Here is a 16,648-nt window from a genome sequence, read left to right as displayed (position 1 = left end):
CGCGTAAGCCGTCAGGCCGGGATCTTGTGAAAGCCGCTGCCGGCCCACTGAACATCCTTCGGGACCAGACAGGTCTTGTGCTCGATGTGATACTCGAATTCACTGCCAAAATGCTTGAGGAAACTCTGCACCGGGAAGGCTGCAGCATCACCAAGGGCACAGATCGTGCGACCGGCGATATTGCCGAGCACGCTGTTCAGCAGATCGATATCCTCCGGACGCCCCTGGCCGTTTTCGATGCGATGGACGACCTTGTACATCCAGGCAGTCCCTTCGCGACAGGGCGTACATTGACCGCAGGATTCCTCGTGATAGAAGAAGGACAGGCGCTCCAGCGCCTTGACCATGCACACCGTCTCGTCCATGACGATGACCGCACCGGAGCCGAGCATCGAACCGCCCTTGCTGATCGAGTCGTAATCCATGGTGCAATCCATGATGACGTCGGCCGGCATCACGGGTGCGGACGAACCGCCGGGAATGACCGCCTTCAGCTTGCGCCCGCCGCGCATGCCGCCACACATTTCCAGCAGCGTGGCGAACGGCGTGCCGAGCGGAATCTCGTAGTTGCCCGGGCGATTGACATGGCCCGAGACCGAAAACAGCTTGGTCCCGCCGTTGTTCGGCTTGCCCAGGTTGAGGAATTCCTCGCCACCCATCTTCAGGATGAAGGGAATGGAGGCGAAAGTCTCGGTATTGTTGATCGTCGTCGGCTTGCCGTAGAGACCGAAGGAGGCCGGGAACGGCGGCTTGAAACGTGGCTGCCCCTTCTTGCCTTCGATCGACTCGAGCAGCGCTGTTTCCTCACCGCAAATATAGGCGCCGTAGCCATGATGAGCAAACAACTCGAAGTTGAAACCCGAGCCGAGGATGTTCTGGCCGATGAAACCTGCCGCACGCGCTTCATCCAGGGCAGCTTCGAAACGCTTGTACAGTTCCCAGATCTCGCCGTGCACATAGTTGTAACCGCGATTGGCACCCATCGCGAAGGCGGCGATGGCCATGCCTTCGATGACCGCATGCGGGTTGTAGCGCATGATGTCGCGGTCCTTGAAGGTCCCCGGTTCGCCCTCGTCGGTATTGCAGACAACGTACTTGTCGCCCGGGAACGAACGCGGCATGAACGACCATTTCAGGCCAGTCGGAAAACCGGCGCCACCACGACCGCGCAGCACGGATTTCTTGACCTCGCCAATGACGTCTTCCTGGGTCATCTTGTTGATCAGGATGCGCTTGAGCTGTTCGTAACCGCCACGGGCCACGTAATCCTTCAGGCTCCAGCTGTTGTCACCATCCAGACCGGCCATCAGCACCGGGGTGATTGCACCGAGCATGGCCATTATTTGCACTCCTCAAGCAGCTTGTCGATCTGTTCCGGGTGCATGTGACTGCACATCGATCGATTATTGACGATGAATACGGGCGCATCGCCGCAAGCGCCCATGCACTCGCCTTCCTTCAGCGTGAATTTGCCGTCAGCAGTCGTTTCGCCGTAACCGACACCGAGCTTCTGCTGCAGGTATTCGCCAGCGTGATAGCCGCCGGAAAGCGCGCACGGCAGGTTGGTGCAGACAGTGATCTTGTACTTGCCGACCGGTTTCAGATCGTACATGTTGTAGAACGAGGCCACTTCGTATGCCGCAATCGGTGGCATGCCGAGATAATTGGCAACGCCTTCGATCGCCTCGGGTGGCAACCAGCCGAGCGCTTCCTGAGCATGCGCCAGACAGGCCATGACAGCAGACTGTTTTTGATCGGCGGGGTACTTGGCGACCTCGCGGGCAAATTTCTCTAGGGTGTCAGCGGAAAACATCAGCGGTCAATCTCGCCAAAAACAACATCCTGGGAACCGATGATCGTAACGACGTCGGCAAGCATGTGGCCGTTGGCCATTTCATCCATCGCAGCCAGATGGGCAAAACCCGGCGCACGGATTTTCATGCGATAAGGCTTGTTGGCACCATCGGAAATGAAGTAGATGCCAAACTCGCCCTTCGGGTGTTCGATTGCCGCATAGGCCTCACCCGGCGGTACGTGGATACCTTCGGTGAACAGCTTGAAGTGGTGGATCAACTCTTCCATGTTCGACTTCATGCTTTCGCGATCCGGCGGCGCAACCTTGTGGTTGTCAGTGATCACCGGACCCGGATTGGCACGCAGCCAGGCAATGCACTGCTTGATGATGCGATTCGACTGGAGCATTTCTTCCATGCGCACCAGGTAGCGATCGTAGCTGTCGCCACTGACACCGACCGGCACGTCGAAATCGACCTTGTCGTAAGCAGCATAGGGCTGCTTCTTGCGCAAATCCCATGCAATCCCCGAACCGCGCAGCATGGCACCGGTGAAACCCAGTTGCATCGCCCGCTCGGGACTGACGATACCGACATTGACCAGACGCTGCTTCCAGATCCGGTTGTCGGTCAGCAGTGTGTGATATTCGGCATGGTATTTCGGGAAGCGCTCAGTGAAGTCCTCAAGGAAATCGAGCAGCGATCCACTGCGATTGTCGTTGAGATCCTTGGCCTTCTTGGCGCTGGTCCAGGTCGATTCGCGGTATTGCGGCATGCGATCCGGCAGATCACGATAGACGCCGCCCGGACGATAGTAGGCGGCATGCAGACGGGCGCCACAGACAGCTTCGTAGGCATCCATCAGGTCTTCGCGCTCGCGGAACGTATAAAGCGCCATGGTCATCGCACCGACGTCGAGGGCGTGACAGCCGATCCACAACAGGTGGTTGAGGATGCGGGTGACTTCGTCGAACATCGTGCGGATATACTTGCCGCGCTCCGGCACCTCGATCTGCAGCAGCTTTTCGACACCGAGACAGTAGGCATGCTCGTTACACATCGTCGACACGTAGTCGAGGCGATCCATGTACGGCACCGACTGAACCCAGGTGCGAGTCTCGGCCAGCTTTTCGGTGGCGCGGTGCAGGAGGCCGATGTGCGGGTCGGCACGCTGGACGACTTCGCCGTCCATTTCGAGCACCAGACGCAGCACGCCGTGGGCCGCAGGGTGCTGCGGACCGAAGTTCAGGGTGTAATTGCGGATATCAGCCATGTGACGGATCCCCGTAGGTATCTTCGCGGACAATGCGCGGGGTGTTTTCGCGAGGTTCGATGGTAACGGGCTGATAGATCACCCGACCTTGATCGGGGTCATAACGCATTTCAACATGCCCGGAAATCGGAAAGTCCTTACGGAAGGGATGACCGATGAAGCCGTAATCGGTCAGGATGCGGCGCAAGTCTTCATGGCCGACGAAAGCGATGCCATAAAGATCAAAAGCCTCGCGTTCGAACCAGTTGGCACTGGTCCACAGCGCGGTGACCGAGTCGACCGCGGGAAACTCATCGGAATCGGCATAGACACGAACCCGCAAACGGACATTATGGGCGATCGACAGCAGGTGCACTACCGCAGCAAAGCGCTTGCCCTGCCACGCACCATCACCCCAGGTCGAATAATCGACGCCACACAGGTCGATCAACTCCTCAAACGAGAATTCAGGCTCATCGCGTAGCGCCTGCATGAACTCACGATAATCAGCAGCCGCCACCTCGACGGTCAGTTCGCCCAGGGCAAGCTTCGACGAAGCGATCTTGTCCCCGAAACGATCCTGCATTTTTTGGCTAAGCGCTTCCAGCTTGGCAGACATAAGGATCAGCCTCGAAAATTAGCGAGCAATGGTGTTGGTGCGGCGTATCTTGTTCTGCAGCTGGATGAGCCCGTACAACAGGGCCTCGGCGGTAGGCGGACAGCCTGGCACATAGATATCGACCGGCACGATGCGGTCACAGCCGCGTACGACGGAATAGGAATAGTGGTAATAACCACCGCCGTTGGCACAGGACCCCATGGAGACGACCCAGCGTGGCTCGGCCATCTGATCGTAGACCTTGCGCAAGGCCGGCGCCATCTTGTTGGTCAGCGTACCGGCCACAATCATCACGTCCGACTGACGCGGGCTGGGGCGAAAAACGATGCCGAAGCGGTCGAGGTCATAACGCGAGCAGCCGGCATGGATCATTTCCACGGCACAGCACGCCAGACCGAATGTCATCGGCCACATCGAGCCGGTGCGCATGTAGTTGATCAGCTTGTCAGCCGTAGTGGTGACAAAGCCTTCCTGAAGAATGCCTTCGATTGCCATTTAACGCCCTCATTCCCACTCGAGGGCACCCTTGGCCCAGGCGTAGATATCGCCCAGCGCCAGAATGCCCATGAAGATCAACATTTCGACAAAGCCGAAAACCTTCAGCGAATCGATGGCAACCATGTCCGAGAAAACGGTTGCCCACGGAACGAGGAACGCGATTTCAAGATCGAACAGGATGAAAAGGATTGCAACCAGGTAATAGCGCACGTCAAACTTCATGCGCGCATCTTCAAAAGCCTCGAAGCCGCACTCGTAGGGCGAGAGCTTTTCAGGATCCGGGCGACGCGGAGCGAGCATGAAGCCCATCGCAACCGGCAGAACGCCGACTGCAACCCCCACGAGCACGAACATAAGGATCGGAAAGTACGCTTCCATAATCCGCCGCCAAGTTGTCAGTTTTTATACGGGTCAGCCGGATTGCAACGACCAGCCCAGTTTTTTGGTGCCGACGGCGAGACTCGAACTCGCACAGCTTGCGCCACTACCCCCTCAAGATAGCGTGTCTACCAATTTCACCACGTCGGCACATCTTTTGGACTACCCGGCGAGGGATTCATGCCGGACAGACCACCTTGCGTTACTTAGGAATATCCTGAGCCTTGGAACCCGCACCAGCAGGAACATTCGACCCTTCGCCAACAGCCGGAGCCGCCGGCGAAACAGCCTGCGATTGTACAGATTCTTGCATCAGACTACCAGCCGTTTTTGGCTTGTCGGAGGCAATGTAGGCAAGAGAAAGACTGGTCAGAAAAAAGACGGCCGCCAGCACCCCGGTCGTGCGACTGAGAAAGTTCGCCGAACCGGAAGCACCAAACAAGCTGCCGGAAGCGCCGCTACCAAACGCAGCCCCCATGTCAGCCCCCTTGCCATGCTGCATCAGCACCAGGCCGATAATTGCCAGCGCCACCAGAATATGGACAGTCAGTACTACGGAAAACAACCAGCTCATCTTGTATGCCTATCAGTTCGCGGCGCGACAAATCGCCAAAAAATCTTCTGCAACAAGAGCAGCACCACCGATCAAACCACCATCGATATCCGGCTGCCCGAACAATTCCAGCGCATTCTGCGGTTTGACACTGCCACCGTACAAAATGCGCAACCCACCTGCAACATCCGCATCATACCCAGCAACCAACGAACGGATGGCCGCATGCACTTCCTGAGCCTGGGCCGGCGTCGCCGTCCGACCCGTACCGATCGCCCAGACCGGCTCATAGGCAACAAGCGCATCGCGCATCGCGGCAACACCAGTACGCTGCAAAACCGCCAGCAACTGCCGCGACACCACCTCCCCCGTCAGACCCGCTTCACGCTCTGCCAGGGTTTCGCCAACACAAAGCACCGGCACCAAGCCAGCACGCCTTGCAGCTTCGAATTTGGCAGCCACAAGAACATCCGACTCGGCAAACAGGCTGCGACGCTCGGAATGCCCCACCAACACATGGCGACAACCGAAATCTGCCAGCATGTCGGCAGAAACCTCGCCAGTAAAAGCCCCGACCGGATGCTCGCTCAGATTCTGAGCACCAAGGCCAATCCCGGACCCGGCAAGCAGAAGCTGCGCCTGAGCCAGGTAAGGAAACGGCGGACAAACAAGCATCTCACAGGCCATTTCACCCGCATGTGCCGCAAGCTGACCCAGCAGCTCGCCATTTCGGGACAGGCTGCCGTGCATCTTCCAGTTTCCGGCGACTAGCTTGCGACGCATTAACACAGTGATTCCGATGGCAAAAACCTGAAGATTATAGCGAGTCCGCCGGCTCCGGGTCAATGTCAGACCGGGGGCACCAACTAGCCCGCGGCCGCACTCCGGACCACGGCTGCAATTTCTTCAGCCGCGGAGACCACTTCGACAACATCCTCTCCCTCGACCATCACCCGCAACAAGGGCTCGGTTCCCGACGGCCGCAGCAGCACTCGCCCACGCCCGGCCAAACGGGCTTCAACAGCATCCCGCACCTCGATGATGGACGGACAATCCTGCCATGCAAACCCTTTGGCAACCGGCACATTGATCAACTTCTGCGGATACAGCACGAGCGAGCCAAGCAGGGATTTGAGATCGCCGCCAGACTCGCGCAACGCGGCCAGGACCTGCAGGCCGGCGACGATTCCGTCCCCGGTCGAATGCCGATCAAGGGCAAGAATATGACCGGAATTCTCCCCACCATACAGCCAGCCGTTACGATGCAGGGCTTCCACCACATACCGGTCACCGACTGCTGCCCGCACGAAAGGCACACCCATCCGCCCCAATGCGTGCTCCAGCGCCAGATTGCTCATCAACGTACCGACCACGCCCTGCACAGGCTGCTTCAGCGCCCGACTGCGCACAATGGCGAGCAGCAGTTGATCGCCGTCGTACAGATTCCCCTCGGCATCAGCCATCTGGATACGGTCGGCATCACCATCCAGCGCGATGCCAAGGTCGGCACGATTGGCCAGGACGGCTTCACGCAACGCCTGCGGTGCAGTCGCCCCAACCTCGGCGTTGATGTTCAGTCCGTTTGGCTGCACCCCGATGGCCACAACTTCAGCGCCCAGTTCGTGAAACACATCGGCGGCGATGTGATAGGCCGCACCATGCGCGCAATCGACAACGATCTTCAGGCCACGCAGATCGAAATCGTTGGGGAATGTGCTCTTGCAGAATTCGATGTAACGCCCGCGAGCATCGTCGATACGCCGAGCCCGGCCAAGATCGGCCGACTGGACACAGAGCATTTCCTGATCGATGCCGGCCTCGATTTCATGCTCCATCTCGTCGGGCAGCTTTGTTCCCTGTGCCGAGAAAAACTTGATCCCGTTGTCGTAATAGGGATTATGCGATGCCGAAATGACGATCCCGGCCTGCAGGCGCAACGCCCGGGTGAGATAGGCAACGGCTGGGGTCGGCATCGGTCCGACCAGGCAGACATCAACGCCGGCAGCTGAAAAACCTGCCTCCAGCGCCGACTCCAGCATGTAACCTGAAACCCGCGTGTCCTTGCCGATCAGAACTCCAGGGCGCTCACCTGCTGGCATCGTGCTGCGCTCGAGCAGGACCTTGCCGGCCGAAAAGCCCAGGCGCATGACGAAATCCGGCGTGATCGGCAACTGCCCGACCCGTCCACGTACACCATCAGTCCCGAAATATTTTCTAGTCATTTAACTCCCCTTTGTTGATGGCCGACCACACTGCCAGCGCATCCCTTGTTTCTGCGACATCATGCACGCGCAGGATGGCAGCGCCCTTCTCGGCGGCCAGCACAGCCGCCGCGATACTCGCAGCCAGACGCTCCTGCACCGGTCGCCCGGTGATCCCGCCGAGCATCGATTTGCGCGACACCCCGACCAACAGCGGAAAATCGTCCCAGACTTCTGCGGTCAACGCGCGAAACAAGGACAAATTGTGCGCCAGCGTCTTGCCGAATCCGAAGCCTGGATCCAGCACGATGCGTTCGCCGGCGATACCCGCCTCCAGACAGCGACCGGCCGCCGCACGCAGCCAGCTCCCGACCTCCGCAACCACGTCGACATAGGCCGGCGCCTGCTGCATCACCCCGGGCTGCCCCTGCATGTGCATGACGCACACTGCACAATCGCTACCGGCAACCGCTGCCAGCGATTCCGGCGAAGCCAGCCCGGCAATGTCGTTGATCATGCTGGCCCCGGCATCGATCGCCGCGCGCATCACGCCCGGCTTGTAGGTATCGACGGATACCGGCACCCCCCAGCCAACAATTTCCTTCAACACCGGCAACAGACGGCGCAATTCCTCGTCTTCAGGTGTCGGCACCGCCCCCGGCCGGGATGACTCGGCGCCAATATCGAGGATATCGGCGCCCGCTTCAAGCTGCCGGCGGGCATGAGCAATCGATGCTGCAACATCGCCAAGCAGACCATCCCCGGAAAAGGAGTCGGGTGTCAGGTTGACGATGCCCATCACCAGCGGGCGCTCAATCCCGAGGTGGTAACTGCCGAACTGGATTTTTTTCATCATGAAAAAAGCCGGGAGAAATCTCCCGGCTTGCCTGCTGGATTCACTCAGGCCGTTGCCGGCGCACTGGGTTCCGCCCCCGGGGTTTCATCGGAAGCGCTGGGGCGCTTGCTGCCCTGGGTCGGTTTCGGCGGACGCGGTGGCTTGCCATCCATGATGTCGTCGATCTGGTCGGCATCGATGGTTTCCCACTCGAGCAGGGCCTTGGTCATGGCCTCGACCTTGTCGCGGTTATCTTCCAGCAACTGACGCGCCAGCGCGTACTGCTGATCGATGATGCGACGGATTTCCAGATCGACCTTCTGCATCGTCGCTTCGGAAACGTTCTTGTGCTGCGTGACCGAGCGACCGAGGAAAACCTCGCCTTCATTCTCGCCATAGACCATGACGCCCAGATCCGACATGCCGTAGCGGGTGACCATGTCACGCGCCATCGCAGTGGCCCGCTCGAAGTCATTGGAAGCGCCGGTGGTCATCTGGTTCATGAACAGCTCTTCGGCAATGCGGCCACCGAACAACACGGCAATACGGCTCATCAGGTACTGGCGGTCGTAGGCGTAGCGATCCTCTTCCGGCAACTGCATGGTCAGGCCCAGCGCCCGGCCACGCGGAATAATCGTGACCTTGTGCACCGGATCGGACTTCGGCACCAGCTTGGCGACGACGGCATGACCGGACTCGTGATAGGCGGTATTGCGCTTCTCTTCCTCGTTCATGACCATGCTGCGGCGCTCGGCACCCATCATGATCTTGTCCTTGGCCATTTCGAAGTCGTCCATATCGACCAGGCGCTTGTTCCGGCGGGCGGCAAACAGCGCCGCTTCGTTCACCAGGTTGGCCAGATCGGCACCGGAGAAACCGGGGGTACCGCGGGCGATGACGTCAGCCTTGATGTCACCGGCGATCGGCACCTTGCGCATGTGTACCTTGAGGATTTCCTCACGACCACGGATGTCAGGCAAGGGCACGACAACCTGGCGGTCGAAACGGCCCGGACGCAGCAGCGCCGGGTCGAGGATGTCCGGACGATTGGTGGCGGCGATGACGATGGTGCCGGAATGACCTTCAAAACCGTCCATCTCGACCAGCAACTGGTTCAGCGTCTGTTCGCGCTCGTCGTTACCGCCACCCAGGCCGGCACCGCGATGGCGACCGACGGCGTCGATTTCGTCGATGAAGATGATGCACGGTGCGTGCTTCTTGGCGTTCTCGAACATGTCGCGGACACGCGCGGCACCGACACCGACGAACATTTCGACGAAATCGGAACCGGAGATGCTGAAGAACGGCACCTTGGCCTCGCCGGCAATTGCCTTGGCGAGCAGGGTCTTGCCGGTACCCGGGTTGCCGACCATCAGCACGCCCTTGGGAATGCGGCCGCCGAGCTTCTGGAACTTGGAAGGATCGCGCAGGAAATCGACAATTTCCTGGACCTCTTCCTTCGCCTCGTCGCAACCGGCGACATCGGCAAAGGTGATGACATTGGTGGACTCATCCATCATCCGCGCCTTCGACTTGCCGAAGGAGAAGGCACCGCCCTTGCCTCCACCCTGCATCTGGCGCATGAAGAAAACCCAGACGCCGATCAGCAGCAGCATCGGGAACCAGCTGACAAAGATGTTCATCAGGAACGAAGGCTCTTCTTCCGGCTTGGCTTCGATCTTGACGTCGTACTTGAGCAGATCGGAGACCAGCCAGAGATCCGGCGGCGAGTAGGTGGTGATCCGCTTGCCGTCGTTCGTCGTAGCCTTCAGGGTGCGACCTTCCATGACCACCTTGGAGATACGTCCCTGCTTCACTTCTTCAAGAAACTGGGAGTACTCGACCGCGCCGGTTGCCACCTGGCGGGTACTGAACTGGTTGAAGACGGTCATCAGCACGAGGCCGATCACCATCCAGATCGCGAGGTTTTTGAACATGTTGTTCAAGCTTGCTCTCCTTCTGCTACGTCGAGCGATAAAAACACCATTCTAAACAAAACCATCAACGCAATGTGCGGCCAAGCAAGTAAATCTCCGGGCTGCGATCTCGCGAAGCGTCGGGTTTGCGCACGGCGACGGTACGAAAAGTCTCGCGCAGGGCCTTGACGAACTTTTCGTAATCACTGCCCTGAAAGACTTTGACCAGGAAAGCACCATCCGGTTTCAAATGCTGCCGCGAAAACTCGAGGCCCAGTTCCGCCAGATGCATGACCCGCGCCTGATCGACAAGGGGTACACCAGACATATTGGGGGCCATGTCCGACATTACAAGCCCCACGCGACGATCGCCGAGTTTTTCTTCCAGTTGATGCAGCACTTCATCCTCGCGAAAATCGCCCTGGATGAAATGCACGCCGCGGATCGGCTCCATCTCCAGCAGGTCGAGCGCGAACACCAGACCTTCGCCGCCCACCCGCTGGATTGCCACCTGGGACCAGCCGCCTGGGGTCGCGCCGAGGTCGACCACCACCTCGCCGCGCTTCAGCAACTTGTCCTTGTCGTCGATCTCCATCAGCTTGAAAGCAGCACGCGAACGCCAGCCTTCCTTCTTTGCCAACTGGACGTATTGATCATTTATATGCTCGCGCATCCAGGCCTTGCTGGTTCTGGTTCTTTTCATTCGGTAAAATGCCTGTTTTTGAAAGCGTATTCCATGCCGCCATTATTGTCTGCCCAGATTCGTGAACTGCGCGCCCGCGCCCACGGCCTGAACCCCGTCGTATCGATTTCCGAGAATGGTCTCACCGATGCCGTCCTGAAGGAAATCGATGTCAGCCTCAAGGCACACGAACTCATCAAGATTCGTGTTTACGGCGACAGCCGCGAGAATCGCCTGAGCTACCTGGAACGCATCTGCAGCGAACTGGCTGCCACTGCGGTCCAGCACATCGGCAAACTACTCATTGTTTACCGGGAAAATCCTGAAAATTCTGCGGTCGACCGCAAGAAAGCACAAAAATCCCGTTCTTCGGAACCCCGCCGCACCAAGCGCAGCCACCAGGGCTGATCAGCGCAGGCCGCGGCCGCTCCAGACAACCAGCCACAGTCCCAGCACGCTCTGCACCAGGTAGAGAATACTGGACACGCCGTGCCAGGTCGCAAAGCGGTCGCGCAACACGCTTTCCATGACCTCGCGCGGCAGGGCATCGAGCTTCAGCTGCTCCATCAGCGGCTGGATGCCGAACAACTGCACGGCGGCCATCGCCGCCATCAGCAGCACCAGCCACAGACCGGCCAGCCGGAACACCCGCGCGCCCCAGCGACCGACCAGGAAGACCAGCAGATAGGCTGCCGCTCCGAGACCGATCCAGCCGATCAGCGCAAACAGCTTGCCAGCGACCATGCCGGCCAGTTGCCGGTCACCCAGCTGGGAAAACAGCACCGGCGCCGCCAGATAACCGATCGCCCACAATCCGCCGGCCCACAGCGTGATGGAGAACAGGTAGAGGGCTTCGGAAATCCGGCGCATGCGGCTTACTCGTAACGGACGTCGATGATTTCAAACTCGCGAATGCCGCCCGGCGCCTGCACCTGGGCGATATCGCCGGCGTACTTGCCGATCAGCGCCCGGGCCATCGGCGAATTGACGGACAGCTTGTTCGCCTTGATGTCAGCCTCGTCCTCACCAACGATCTGGTAGACGACGACGTCGCCGCTATCCTGATCCTCGATCTCGACGGTGGCACCGAAAACACAGCGGCCATCGGCATCAAGCAGCGTCGGGTCGATGATCTGGGCGTTCGAGAGTTTGCCCTCGACTTCCTGGATGCGTCCTTCGATGAAACCCTGGCGCTCCTTGGCGGCATCGTACTCGGCATTTTCCGACAAGTCGCCGTGCGCGCGCGCCTCGGCGATGGCGCCGATCACCCACGGGCGATCGACGGTTTTCAGGCGATGCAACTCCTCGCGGAGTTTCTCGGCACCTTTTACGGTCAACGGGACTTTGCTCATGTTTTTCCCTGCAAAAGCAAAACCGCCGGCGCCCGAACGGGACGACCCGGCGGTGGTTCTGGTTGGTCTCAGTGAAGCTGCTGGTGCAGCGCCTGAATCGGATATACCACGAGTTCGCCAAGATTGCGGATACCTTCGGCAGCGGCCTCGGCACCCCAGATCGTCGTGTACATCGTCACCCGCGCCTGCAGGCCCGAGGTCCGGATCGAACGCGAGTCGTTGATCGCGCCGCGCTTTTCCTCGACGGTGTTGATGATCAACGAAATCTCGTTGTTCTTGATCATGTCGACGATGTGCGGGCGACCTTCGGTCACCTTGTTGACCGGCTGCACCGGCAAGCCGGCAGCCTCGATGGCATGCGCCGTACCGCGCGTGGCAACCAGCTGGAAGCCGGCTTCATGCAGGTGACGGGCAATCTCGATCGCCTTCGGCTTGTCGCTGTCCTTGACCGACAGGAAAACCCGGCCCGACGACGGCAGCTTGACGCCGGCCGCCAGTTGCGACTTGACGAAAGCCTCGGCGAAGGTGACACCGACCCCCATGACTTCTCCGGTCGACTTCATTTCCGGGCCAAGAATGGTATCGACACCCGGGAACTTGACGAACGGGAAGACGGCTTCCTTGACCGAGAAATACGGCGGCACCACTTCCCGGGTCACGCCCTGGGCCTTCAAGCTCTTGCCGGCCATGCAGCGGGCGGCAATCTTGGCCAGCTGCAGGCCGGTCGCCTTGGAGACGTAGGGCACGGTCCGCGAGGCGCGCGGATTCACTTCCAGCACGTAGACGTCGTTGTCCTTGATCGCGAACTGCACGTTCATCAGGCCACAGACATTCAGCGCCTTGGCCATCAACTGGGTCTGCCGGCGCAGTTCGTCCTGGACGGCGGCGGACAGCGAGTACGGCGGCAGCGAGCAGGCCGAGTCGCCGGAGTGCACGCCAGCCTGTTCGATGTGTTCCATGACGCCACCGATGATCACTTCCACGCCGTCGGACAGCGCATCGACGTCGCACTCGACGGCGTCGTTGAGGAAGCGGTCGAGCAGCACCGGCGAATCGTTGGAAACCTTGACCGCTTCACGCATGTAGCGCTCGAGATCCTTTTGCTCATGGACGATTTCCATGGCCCGGCCGCCGAGCACGTAAGACGGACGGACAACCAGCGGGTAGCCGATTTCCTGTGCCAGGCGCAGCGCATCTTCTTCGGTACGCGCCGTGCGGTTCGGCGGCTGCTTCAGGCCGAGGTCGTGCAGCAGCTTCTGGAAGCGCTCGCGGTCTTCGGCGATGTCGATCGATTCCGGCGTCGTGCCGATGATCGGCACGCCATTGGCTTCCAGCGCCAGCGCCAGCTTCAGCGGCGTCTGGCCGCCGTACTGGACGATGACGCCGACCGGCTTCTCGATGGCGCAGATTTCGAGTACGTCTTCCAGCGTCAGCGGCTCGAAGTACAGGCGATCGGAGGTGTCGTAGTCGGTGGAAACCGTTTCCGGGTTGCAGTTGACCATGATCGTCTCGTAACCGTCTTCGCGCATCGCCATGGCGGCATGCACGCAGCAGTAGTCGAACTCGATGCCCTGGCCGATGCGGTTCGGACCGCCACCCAGGACCATGATCTTCTTCTTGTCGGTCGGCTTGGCTTCGCACTCGTCCTCGTAGGTCGAGTACATGTAGGCCGTGCCGGTGGCGAATTCGGCGGCGCAGGTATCGACGCGCTTGTACACCGGACGGACATTCAGCTCATGACGACGCTTGCGGAAGTCGGATTCGCTGGTTTTCAGCAAATAGGCCAGACGACGGTCGGCAAAGCCCTTGCGCTTCAGGAAACGCAGCTCTTCTGCGGTCAACGACGAAAATTCGCGTTTTTCCACGGCCAGTTCGAGATCGACGATTTCCTTGATCTGCTCGAGGAACCACGGATCGATCTTAGTCAGTTCGAAAACCTTGTCGACCGACATGCCGACACCGAAAGCATCGGCAACGTACCACAGGCGATCCGGCGACGGACGCGCCAGTTGCTCGTCGATGGTTTCCGGATCGACCGTCTTCAGATTGAAGCCATCCACACCGACTTCCAGACCACGCAGCGCCTTCTGCAGCGATTCCTGGAAGGTGCGGCCGATGGCCATGACTTCGCCGACCGACTTCATCTGCGTCGTCAGCGTCGAATCGGCCTGCGGGAACTTCTCGAAGGCGAAACGCGGCACTTTGGTGACGACGTAGTCGATCGACGGCTCGAACGACGCCGGCGTCTTGCCGCCGGTAATGTCGTTGGAGAGTTCGTCGAGCGTGTAGCCGACCGACAGCTTGGCGGCGATCTTGGCGATCGGGAAGCCGGTCGCCTTGGAAGCCAGCGCCGACGAACGCGACACGCGCGGATTCATCTCGATGACGATCATCCGACCGTCCTTCGGGTTGATCGAGAACTGCACGTTCGAACCACCGGTATCGACGCCGATTTCGCGCAGCACGGCGATCGAGGCGTTGCGCAGGATCTGGTATTCCTTGTCGGTCAGCGTCTGCGCCGGGGCAACGGTGATCGAGTCACCGGTATGCACGCCCATCGGATCGAGGTTTTCGATCGAGCAGATGATGATGCAGTTGTCCGCCTTGTCGCGGACCACTTCCATCTCGTATTCCTTCCAGCCAAGCAGCGATTCTTCGATCAGCAGCTCGTTGGTCGGCGAGGCTTCGAGACCGCGTTTGCAGATGGTCTCGAACTCTTCCATGTTGTAGGCAATGCCGCCGCCGGTACCGCCGAGCGTGAACGACGGCCGGATGATCGTCGGGAAACCGATCGTCGCCTGCACCTGGTAAGCCTCTTCCATGCTGTGCGCAGTGGCCGAGCGGGCCGAACCGAGACCGATCTTGGTCATCGCGTCCTTGAACTTCTGGCGATCCTCGGCCTTGTCGATGGCTTCCTTGGAAGCGCCGATCAGCTCGACGTTGAACTTGGCGAGGACGCCCTCACGGTCGAGGTCGAGCGCGCAGTTCAGCGCGGTCTGGCCGCCCATCGTTGGCAGCAGCGCGTCCGGGCGCTCCTTCTCGATGATCTTGGCGACAACCTGCCAGGTGATCGGCTCGATGTAGGTGACGTCGGCCATTTCCGGGTCGGTCATGATCGTCGCCGGGTTCGAATTCACCAGGATGACCTTGTAACCCTCCTCGCGCAGTGCCTTGCAGGCCTGGGCACCGGAGTAGTCGAATTCGCAGGCCTGGCCGATGATGATCGGGCCGGCACCAATGATCAAAACACTCTTGATGTCTGTACGTTTCGGCATCTTTATCTCTCTCTGTGCCGCTTATTGCGCGTTGTTGAGCGCAGGGGACAACGCAACCGCGCCCCGCGTCATGGTGTCAAGGAAGCGATCGAACAGGTAAGCCACGTCGTGCGGGCCGGGGCTCGCTTCCGGGTGTCCCTGGAAGGAGAAGGCCGGCACGTCGGTACGGGCAATCCCCTGCAGCGAACCGTCGAACAGCGAGACATGCGTGGCCCGCAGGTTTTTCGGCAGGGAATCGGCGTCGACCGCAAAACCGTGGTTCTGGCTGGTGATCAGCACCTGGCCGGTATCCATATCCTTGACCGGATGGTTGGCGCCGTGGTGACCGAACTTCATCTTCAGCGTCTTCGCCCCGGAAGCCAGCGCCAGCAATTGATGGCCGAGGCAGATGCCGAAGGTCGGGATACCACGGTCAAGGAACTCGCGAATCGCCGCGATGGCGTAATCGCAAGGCTCCGGATCGCCCGGGCCATTGGACAGGAAAACACCGTCCGGCTTCATCGCCAGAACTTCGGCAGCCGGCGTCTGGGCCGGCACGACGGTCAGCTTGACGCCACGCTCGGCGAGCATGCGCAGGATGTTGCGCTTGACCCCGAAGTCATAGGCAACGACATGGAAGCGCGGCGCGGCGGCCTGCTTGTAACCGGTCAGCGTCCACTCGGCTTCGCTCCAGGCATAGCCCGAGGTGGCCGAAACAACCTTGGCCAGATCCATGCCGGCCAGCCCGGGGAAGGCGCGGGCAGCAGCCAGGGCCTTTGCCTCATCGACTTCGCCTGCGAGGATGCAACCAGCCTGCGCACCCTTCTCGCGCAGAATGCGGGTCAGCTTGCGCGTATCGATGCCGGCAATGGCAACGATGCCGTGCTTTTTCAGATACGACGACAGGTCTTCCTGCGAACGCCAGCTGGAGGCGACCAGCGGCAGGTCGCGAATGACCAGGCCGGCGGCGTGATTGGCGGCGGACTCGAAATCCTCCGCATTGCAACCGGTGTTGCCGATATGCGGGTAAGTCAGCGTAACGATCTGCCGGCAGTAGGAAGGATCGGTAAGGATTTCCTGGTAACCGGACATGGCGGTGTTGAACACCACCTCGCCACTGGTGACACCATCAGCGCCGATGGATTGGCCCTTGAAAACCGTTCCGTCGGCGAGGGCGAGAATGGCGGGTATGAATGAGGGCAGCAGCGACACGACGGCTCTCCTGTTATTTTCTGCTTGTTCATGTGCCAAGCGGGAAGGCTCGCGCCTCCCCGCTTGTGCTTTTTTTAACCTTCGCATTTTAGCTGAAAACCGC

Annotated in this window: 17 protein-coding genes and 1 tRNA gene; 1 reads left to right on the top strand and 17 read right to left on the bottom strand. The window is 60.0% G+C overall.

Annotated elements, in window-relative coordinates:
• Positions 1–11 precede the first annotated feature (11 nt).
• From nuoF to rlmE, 13 genes are all read right to left on the bottom strand, one after another.
• Positions 12–1,340 (bottom strand): NADH-quinone oxidoreductase subunit NuoF, encoded by a 1,329-nt coding sequence (nuoF, locus tag BJN45_RS10235; protein WP_170873071.1) that lies wholly within the window; start codon positions 1,338–1,340, stop codon positions 12–14.
• Positions 1,340–1,813, bottom strand: coding sequence for an NADH-quinone oxidoreductase subunit NuoE (gene nuoE, locus BJN45_RS10230; protein ID WP_076094856.1), 474 nt, complete (start codon positions 1,811–1,813; stop codon positions 1,340–1,342). The genes nuoF and nuoE overlap by 1 nt, the downstream gene beginning before the upstream one ends.
• Positions 1,813–3,066 (bottom strand): NADH-quinone oxidoreductase subunit D, encoded by a 1,254-nt coding sequence (locus tag BJN45_RS10225; RefSeq protein ID WP_076094854.1) that lies wholly within the window; start codon positions 3,064–3,066, stop codon positions 1,813–1,815. Before BJN45_RS10225 ends, nuoE begins: the two co-directional genes overlap by 1 nt.
• The gene (locus BJN45_RS10220) at positions 3,059–3,664 is read right to left on the bottom strand and encodes an NADH-quinone oxidoreductase subunit C (protein ID WP_076094852.1); all 606 of its coding nucleotides are present in this window, start codon (positions 3,662–3,664) and stop codon (positions 3,059–3,061) included. The genes BJN45_RS10225 and BJN45_RS10220 overlap by 8 nt, the downstream gene beginning before the upstream one ends.
• Before the next feature lie 18 nt (positions 3,665–3,682).
• Complete coding sequence (locus BJN45_RS10215) at positions 3,683–4,159, bottom strand: NuoB/complex I 20 kDa subunit family protein (RefSeq protein ID WP_076094851.1); 477 nt, start codon at positions 4,157–4,159, stop codon at positions 3,683–3,685.
• A 9-nt stretch (positions 4,160–4,168) separates the two neighbouring features.
• Positions 4,169–4,543 (bottom strand): NADH-quinone oxidoreductase subunit A, encoded by a 375-nt coding sequence (ndhC, locus tag BJN45_RS10210; protein WP_076094849.1) that lies wholly within the window; start codon positions 4,541–4,543, stop codon positions 4,169–4,171.
• 62 nt (positions 4,544–4,605) lie between these two features.
• Positions 4,606–4,690, bottom strand: a tRNA-Leu gene (locus BJN45_RS10205).
• Positions 4,691–4,742: 52 nt separating this feature from the next.
• A complete protein-coding gene (secG, locus tag BJN45_RS10200; protein ID WP_076094847.1) occupies positions 4,743–5,114 on the bottom strand; it encodes a preprotein translocase subunit SecG in 372 nt (123 codons plus the stop codon).
• Positions 5,115–5,126: 12 nt separating this feature from the next.
• Positions 5,127–5,876: a triose-phosphate isomerase gene (tpiA, locus tag BJN45_RS10195; protein ID WP_076094845.1), complete on the bottom strand. Its 750-nt coding sequence runs from the start codon at positions 5,874–5,876 to the stop codon at positions 5,127–5,129.
• A gap of 83 nt (positions 5,877–5,959) precedes the next feature.
• Complete coding sequence (glmM, locus tag BJN45_RS10190; protein WP_076094843.1) at positions 5,960–7,315, bottom strand: phosphoglucosamine mutase; 1,356 nt, start codon at positions 7,313–7,315, stop codon at positions 5,960–5,962.
• The gene (gene folP, locus BJN45_RS10185) at positions 7,308–8,147 is read right to left on the bottom strand and encodes a dihydropteroate synthase (protein WP_083651228.1); all 840 of its coding nucleotides are present in this window, start codon (positions 8,145–8,147) and stop codon (positions 7,308–7,310) included. The genes glmM and folP overlap by 8 nt, the downstream gene beginning before the upstream one ends.
• 47 nt (positions 8,148–8,194) lie before the next feature.
• Positions 8,195–10,075, bottom strand: coding sequence for an ATP-dependent zinc metalloprotease FtsH (gene ftsH / locus BJN45_RS10180; RefSeq protein WP_076094839.1), 1,881 nt, complete (start codon positions 10,073–10,075; stop codon positions 8,195–8,197).
• A 55-nt stretch (positions 10,076–10,130) separates the two neighbouring features.
• On the bottom strand, positions 10,131–10,748 hold the full coding sequence (rlmE, locus tag BJN45_RS10175) for a 23S rRNA (uridine(2552)-2'-O)-methyltransferase RlmE (RefSeq protein ID WP_076094837.1): 618 nt from the start codon (positions 10,746–10,748) through the stop codon (positions 10,131–10,133).
• A 33-nt stretch (positions 10,749–10,781) separates the two neighbouring features.
• On the opposite strand from rlmE, the gene BJN45_RS10170 reads away from it, so the two are divergent.
• Positions 10,782–11,135, top strand: coding sequence for a YhbY family RNA-binding protein (locus BJN45_RS10170; protein ID WP_076094835.1), 354 nt, complete (start codon positions 10,782–10,784; stop codon positions 11,133–11,135).
• On the opposite strand, the gene BJN45_RS10165 is transcribed toward BJN45_RS10170, so the two are convergent.
• From BJN45_RS10165 to carA, 4 genes are all read right to left on the bottom strand, one after another.
• Complete coding sequence (locus tag BJN45_RS10165; RefSeq protein WP_076094832.1) at positions 11,136–11,597, bottom strand: DUF4149 domain-containing protein; 462 nt, start codon at positions 11,595–11,597, stop codon at positions 11,136–11,138.
• 5 nt (positions 11,598–11,602) lie between these two features.
• The gene (gene greA, locus BJN45_RS10160; protein ID WP_076094829.1) at positions 11,603–12,079 is read right to left on the bottom strand and encodes a transcription elongation factor GreA; all 477 of its coding nucleotides are present in this window, start codon (positions 12,077–12,079) and stop codon (positions 11,603–11,605) included.
• A gap of 68 nt (positions 12,080–12,147) precedes the next feature.
• On the bottom strand, positions 12,148–15,354 hold the full coding sequence (gene carB / locus BJN45_RS10155; protein WP_076094827.1) for a carbamoyl-phosphate synthase large subunit: 3,207 nt from the start codon (positions 15,352–15,354) through the stop codon (positions 12,148–12,150).
• Positions 15,355–15,375: 21 nt separating this feature from the next.
• The gene (carA, locus tag BJN45_RS10150; RefSeq protein ID WP_205750576.1) at positions 15,376–16,536 is read right to left on the bottom strand and encodes a glutamine-hydrolyzing carbamoyl-phosphate synthase small subunit; all 1,161 of its coding nucleotides are present in this window, start codon (positions 16,534–16,536) and stop codon (positions 15,376–15,378) included.
• Positions 16,537–16,648 lie beyond the last annotated feature (112 nt).

Origin of the sequence: Azonexus hydrophilus (genome assembly GCF_001956855.1) — a bacterium.
In the GTDB taxonomy this organism is placed as follows: domain Bacteria; phylum Pseudomonadota; class Gammaproteobacteria; order Burkholderiales; family Rhodocyclaceae; genus Azonexus; species Azonexus hydrophilus_A.
This window is presented reverse-complemented; position numbering and strand designations above follow the sequence as displayed.

What these genes read in the sequence shown, in the direction of transcription:
- nuoF (WP_170873071.1), bottom strand. Translation starts at nt 1,340, where the DNA reads ATGGCCATGCTCGGTGCAATCACCCCGGTGCTGATGGCCGGTCTGGAT.
- nuoE (WP_076094856.1), bottom strand. Translation starts at nt 1,813, where the DNA reads ATGTTTTCCGCTGACACCCTAGAGAAATTTGCCCGCGAGGTCGCCAAG.
- BJN45_RS10225 (WP_076094854.1), bottom strand. Translation starts at nt 3,066, where the DNA reads ATGGCTGATATCCGCAATTACACCCTGAACTTCGGTCCGCAGCACCCT.
- BJN45_RS10220 (WP_076094852.1), bottom strand. Translation starts at nt 3,664, where the DNA reads ATGTCTGCCAAGCTGGAAGCGCTTAGCCAAAAAATGCAGGATCGTTTC.
- BJN45_RS10215 (WP_076094851.1), bottom strand. Translation starts at nt 4,159, where the DNA reads ATGGCAATCGAAGGCATTCTTCAGGAAGGCTTTGTCACCACTACGGCT.
- secG (WP_076094847.1), bottom strand. Translation starts at nt 5,114, where the DNA reads ATGAGCTGGTTGTTTTCCGTAGTACTGACTGTCCATATTCTGGTGGCG.
- tpiA (WP_076094845.1), bottom strand. Translation starts at nt 5,876, where the DNA reads ATGCGTCGCAAGCTAGTCGCCGGAAACTGGAAGATGCACGGCAGCCTG.
- glmM (WP_076094843.1), bottom strand. Translation starts at nt 7,315, where the DNA reads ATGACTAGAAAATATTTCGGGACTGATGGTGTACGTGGACGGGTCGGG.
- folP (WP_083651228.1), bottom strand. Translation starts at nt 8,147, where the DNA reads ATGAAAAAAATCCAGTTCGGCAGTTACCACCTCGGGATTGAGCGCCCG.
- rlmE (WP_076094837.1), bottom strand. Translation starts at nt 10,748, where the DNA reads ATGAAAAGAACCAGAACCAGCAAGGCCTGGATGCGCGAGCATATAAAT.
- BJN45_RS10170 (WP_076094835.1), top strand. Translation starts at nt 10,782, where the DNA reads ATGCCGCCATTATTGTCTGCCCAGATTCGTGAACTGCGCGCCCGCGCC.
- BJN45_RS10165 (WP_076094832.1), bottom strand. Translation starts at nt 11,597, where the DNA reads ATGCGCCGGATTTCCGAAGCCCTCTACCTGTTCTCCATCACGCTGTGG.
- greA (WP_076094829.1), bottom strand. Translation starts at nt 12,079, where the DNA reads ATGAGCAAAGTCCCGTTGACCGTAAAAGGTGCCGAGAAACTCCGCGAG.
- carB (WP_076094827.1), bottom strand. Translation starts at nt 15,354, where the DNA reads ATGCCGAAACGTACAGACATCAAGAGTGTTTTGATCATTGGTGCCGGC.